The 502-nt window shown below is 59.8% G+C and carries 1 protein-coding gene and 1 pseudogene; both read right to left on the bottom strand.

The genetic code is table 11. The annotated features are described in order from the left end of the window. Positions 1-184: 184 nt before the first annotated feature. Positions 185-391, bottom strand: a pseudogene (locus tag JMY24_RS38205) (phage integrase family protein); the annotation flags it as partial. Beyond that, positions 321-502 (bottom strand): hypothetical protein (locus JMY24_RS39210; protein ID WP_236597790.1); only part of this gene is annotated, 182 nt, incomplete at its 5' end. The pseudogene JMY24_RS38205 and the gene JMY24_RS39210, both read right to left, overlap by 71 nt.

Below are 502 nucleotides of genomic sequence, written 5' to 3' on the forward strand. Positions count from 1 at the left end.
CGTCATGGCGGTCTCCACAGGCGGGAAAACCGCACCAGCATGCGCTACAGACCCTTGGGGTACGACATCTGTACTTTGCTCAGGTACGACACTACTACTTTGCTCCCACACCAGTTGGGTTGATAATTTATCTTATGTCAAATTAGGTTCCCACAGAAGTCACAATACAACGCCGTCGGCTTAAGTGCGGCAGTCGCAGGCTCTCCCACGGCACGATGCCGCGCGGGGCGTCCGTTGCGATCAGTGCCCTCGCCCGTTCAGTCAGCGCCGGATGCGCGCTGAAGAATGACTCGATGCGCTTCGCACTGGTGGCGCCGAGATCAGGAATGGCTTTCCACCACTGTCGTCGGCGCGGGATACGCACCTTCAGGTCCGCGAGCGTGACGATACCCTGCACCGACGCCGCCGATGTCATAGCGGCGGTCAACTACGCGCGCGAAAACAAACTGCTTCTCGCAATCCGCGGAGGCGGACACAACGGTCCCGGTTTGGGCAGTTGCGA

It is taken from the genome of Paraburkholderia kirstenboschensis (genome assembly GCF_904848585.1).
Taxonomy (GTDB): Bacteria; Pseudomonadota; Gammaproteobacteria; order Burkholderiales; family Burkholderiaceae; genus Paraburkholderia; species Paraburkholderia kirstenboschensis.